The organism is Rhodohalobacter sp. (assembly GCF_041686455.1).
Lineage (GTDB): Bacteria > Bacteroidota > Rhodothermia > Balneolales > Balneolaceae > Rhodohalobacter.
In genome coordinates this window covers 1-3,154 of the sequence record NZ_JAWLDW010000198.1, presented here as the reverse complement: position 1 = coordinate 3,154, position 3,154 = coordinate 1, and the positions used below count along the sequence as shown (strand labels likewise).

The following is a 3,154-nucleotide window of genomic DNA, read 5'->3' as shown; positions in this document are numbered from 1 at the left end:
CGGGAATCATGATCTCCGGTTCCAGGGTCTGAATCAAGAGCCTTAGGTCTTCTCGATGACCGTGACCCGACGCATGAATATCCAGATGCAGGCTAACGTCTTTCTTTTTGAGATTCTTCTCCAGTCGGTATCGATCGGCTTTGTTTATCAACGTGGGAATGGTTGATGATGAAAATATTACATGATCTCCTTTCTGAAGCTGAAACGGATATTGGTCTTTCGATAATCTTTCAAGCACCGAATTTTCTTCCCCCTGATTTCCGGTACATACAATTAACCATTTTTCTCTGTTCTCCCCGATTTTCTCAAACAGTTCGTTTACTTCATCCCGATAACTTGCCACCTGTATTCCTTTCAAATCCAAATATCCGAGATCTTCAGCAGGTTGTGTATAATCTTTCAGAGATCTGCCAATAAATGCCACTTTTCGTCGACCACCGTTTACCTCCAGAATACTTTTCAGCCGTTCAATATGAGAGGAAAATGTTGTTACAACAATAGCAGATCGATCTTCATAAAGTTGGTCAAATTTGAATTGCAGCTGTTCTTTAACCGCCGACTCGGTTGAGCTGGCTCCCCGGTCGGCAACGCGGGTAGAGTCTCCAACTAAAATTTTTATTCCCTGGCTGCCAAGTTCATCAAGTCTTTCATAGTCAACAGTATTTCCTAAAACCGGATTTCTGTCAATTCGGAAATCCAGTCCGTACGCTACCCGTCCATCAGGTGTATGAAGCACGGTTAACATGGTATCGGGAATTGAGTGGGTAACTTTCACAAACTCAATTGCAAATTTGGATGTGAGATTATGGATCTTTCCGGGCTCAAGCACGATTCTTTCATTTTTTACCTCCTTGTCGTCCTGACTGATCTGCTCTTCAATAATTTTCATTGTGTAGGGAGAGGCAAAGATCGGGCAGTTATAAGAACCGGCCATTTTTGCTATAGCACCCACATGGTCTAAGTGCCCGTGACCAATCACAATTCCCTTCACTTTCTCTTTTTGCTTATAAAGCTCACGATCGTTGGCAATAACACCGGAGTGAATCAGGCTTTTAGTAGCAGTTGACTCTACGGGATTTTCCATATCAATCAATTCTTCCATATGGTATCCCATATCTAGAATAACAATTTCATCCCTGACCTCAATTGCGGTCATGTTTTTCCCGACTTCGTTGTATCCTCCAATTGTATATAATTTCATAATTCCTCAATTAAAAAAGACCCGGTGAAAACTCGCCGGGCCTGAGATGAATTTTAAAAGCTATTATGGTACAAAACGCAGTTTAGTTGCCAACTTTAAAAGATACCTTCGCATTTACTCCATAAGAAACTATTTCGTTGTTCTCTACTTTAGCATTCATCTCTTTAACATAGATCGATTCTATATTATTTACCGATTTTGATGCCTCTTTCAATGCATTTCTCGCTGCATCGTCAAAACTTTTATCTGAACTCGCTATTACTTCTATTACTTTTACGATTGCCATCTTTTCTCCTTTTTTTATTTAGCCTTGTGATTAGAAAACGAAAAACGTGTACCCATTACTCTGTAAACTCTTGCATAATTTCCGTGTTTAGTCTCATTCAGTTGATCGGAATAACTTTTTCTCTCTACTCTGGCGGTTGATCAAAAATAGCTTGCCACTCACTTGGGAGCTTTACCATAAGCTCACTAATTTCACCCGGTGCATTTTGAGATATGATATTGGTCACTTTCCATATCGCTGTCAGTGCTTGCTCATCGTGCCATCCAAACTGGTCCTTCAAAATTTCAATACAATCTTCTGGGGTATCATCATTTTCGTATTTTTGATTTCCCCTGAGCGTGTCATAATCCAATTCTTTAGGAAGTGCTGCTGTAAAATCGCGTGCTGTTTTTTCATCTACCGAACTTGCTATAACTCCGGCAACGGCCTTCACGGTTTCTTCCGCTGTTTTATCGTCATTTATGTAATCCAGTGATTGAATGATCTCTTTGTGATACTCTTGTATTTGCATATCCGTAAAATCTCTCATTCCGATTCATCTCTACAACATTATTCATATCATCAAAATTCGAAATAATCTGTATACGATAGAATAACTCATGGCGTTTGAAAACTGCATGCCTTCTTATTTAGAGCAAAATTGAATCCTTAAAGTTTATGTTTAACACTCAATTTCTCTCTATCTTTTGGCAATGAACTGACTACAACCTTATTGATTTTTATGAATAACAAAGTTTTTTATCCCCTGTTGATTCTTTTTTTAGCAGCCAGTGTAGGCTTTTGGATTTTCATGTTCCATGGCTCGCAAGAAGAGGTGAATAATGAACCCGATTATTTCGACGGATCTTTTGAGCTGACAATGTATCATGCCCAAGGTTGTGAATGTTGCGTAGAGTGGGCAAAATACCTTGAAAATAATGGTGTAGATGTGACTTCTGAATTGGTGGAAGATTTACATGAAATGAAACGTGAAAAAGGAGTACCCGGCCAGCTCAGCTCCTGCCACACTGCAGTAGCTGATGGGTACATTATTGAAGGTCATGTTCCGGTTGAAGATATCCGAAGATTGCTTGCAGAACGTCCGGCTGTAATCGGTGTATCTGTTCCCGGAATGCCACCAAACTCACCCGGCATGGATCAACCTGTTGAGAACACGTACCAATCTGTGATTTTTGATGAGCAGAGCATGTACGTATACAATACTCATAATTGACAACTCCCTCCCTCTTAATTGCCCATTATAATCTCCATTTTAATCTTTCGGGCAATTAAGCACTTCTATTATAAGCTTTTATTCCTCATTTCTGGCCCTGAAGTAGAAAAAGCCACCGGTCAGGAACACTAGTATACCAACCCAAGGCCCCCAGCTCACTGTTAGCGTAGCATCTGCAACATCTGCAAATCCTGTATAGATGGTAAATATTATGCCCGAAATCAAAAGTACAATCCCAAATACTTTCATATCATCTCCTTGTTTATAATGTGACGTTCAACCTGCTTCCTTTCTATAAATCTACTACTTAAAGTTGAATTTTCTAATTCTGTCAAATTCCGATTAGAAATGGTAAAAAAATATTTTTTTGTGTAAGCGGTTTTCTATCAATAAAACCCATAATCCACTTTTAATCAATAAGTTAGGGTAAAATCTTAACTGTTTCTTCATCTAA

5 protein-coding genes are annotated in these 3,154 nt (G+C 39.3%); 1 reads left to right on the top strand and 4 read right to left on the bottom strand.

The features are described 5' to 3' along the window. The 3 genes from ACESM0_RS13480 to ACESM0_RS13470 all read right to left on the bottom strand — a co-directional run. The coding region (locus ACESM0_RS13480; protein ID WP_372906724.1) for an MBL fold metallo-hydrolase at positions 1–1,201 on the bottom strand (1,201 nt) is incomplete at its 3' end. 82 nt (positions 1,202–1,283) lie between these two features. Continuing rightward, positions 1,284–1,487: a dodecin family protein gene (locus ACESM0_RS13475; RefSeq protein WP_372906723.1), complete on the bottom strand. Its 204-nt coding sequence runs from the start codon at positions 1,485–1,487 to the stop codon at positions 1,284–1,286. Positions 1,488–1,611: 124 nt separating this feature from the next. Next, the gene (locus ACESM0_RS13470) at positions 1,612–2,016 is read right to left on the bottom strand and encodes a DUF2267 domain-containing protein (protein WP_372906722.1); all 405 of its coding nucleotides are present in this window, start codon (positions 2,014–2,016) and stop codon (positions 1,612–1,614) included. A gap of 192 nt (positions 2,017–2,208) precedes the next feature. Between ACESM0_RS13470 and ACESM0_RS13465 the strand changes: the two genes are divergently transcribed. After that, on the top strand, positions 2,209–2,700 hold the full coding sequence (locus ACESM0_RS13465) for a DUF411 domain-containing protein (RefSeq protein ID WP_372906721.1): 492 nt from the start codon (positions 2,209–2,211) through the stop codon (positions 2,698–2,700). 78 nt (positions 2,701–2,778) lie between these two features. On the opposite strand, the gene ACESM0_RS13460 is transcribed toward ACESM0_RS13465, so the two are convergent. After that, positions 2,779–2,949 carry a hypothetical protein gene (locus ACESM0_RS13460; protein ID WP_372906720.1) on the bottom strand — a complete coding sequence of 57 codons (171 nt, stop codon included), beginning with the start codon at positions 2,947–2,949 and terminating at the stop codon, positions 2,779–2,781. Between the last annotated feature and the right edge of the window lie 205 nt (positions 2,950–3,154).

What these genes read in the sequence shown, in the direction of transcription:
- ACESM0_RS13470 (WP_372906722.1), bottom strand. Translation starts at nt 2,016, where the DNA reads ATGAGAGATTTTACGGATATGCAAATACAAGAGTATCACAAAGAGATC.
- ACESM0_RS13460 (WP_372906720.1), bottom strand. Translation starts at nt 2,949, where the DNA reads ATGAAAGTATTTGGGATTGTACTTTTGATTTCGGGCATAATATTTACC.
- ACESM0_RS13465 (WP_372906721.1), top strand. Translation starts at nt 2,209, where the DNA reads ATGAATAACAAAGTTTTTTATCCCCTGTTGATTCTTTTTTTAGCAGCC.
- ACESM0_RS13475 (WP_372906723.1), bottom strand. Translation starts at nt 1,487, where the DNA reads ATGGCAATCGTAAAAGTAATAGAAGTAATAGCGAGTTCAGATAAAAGT.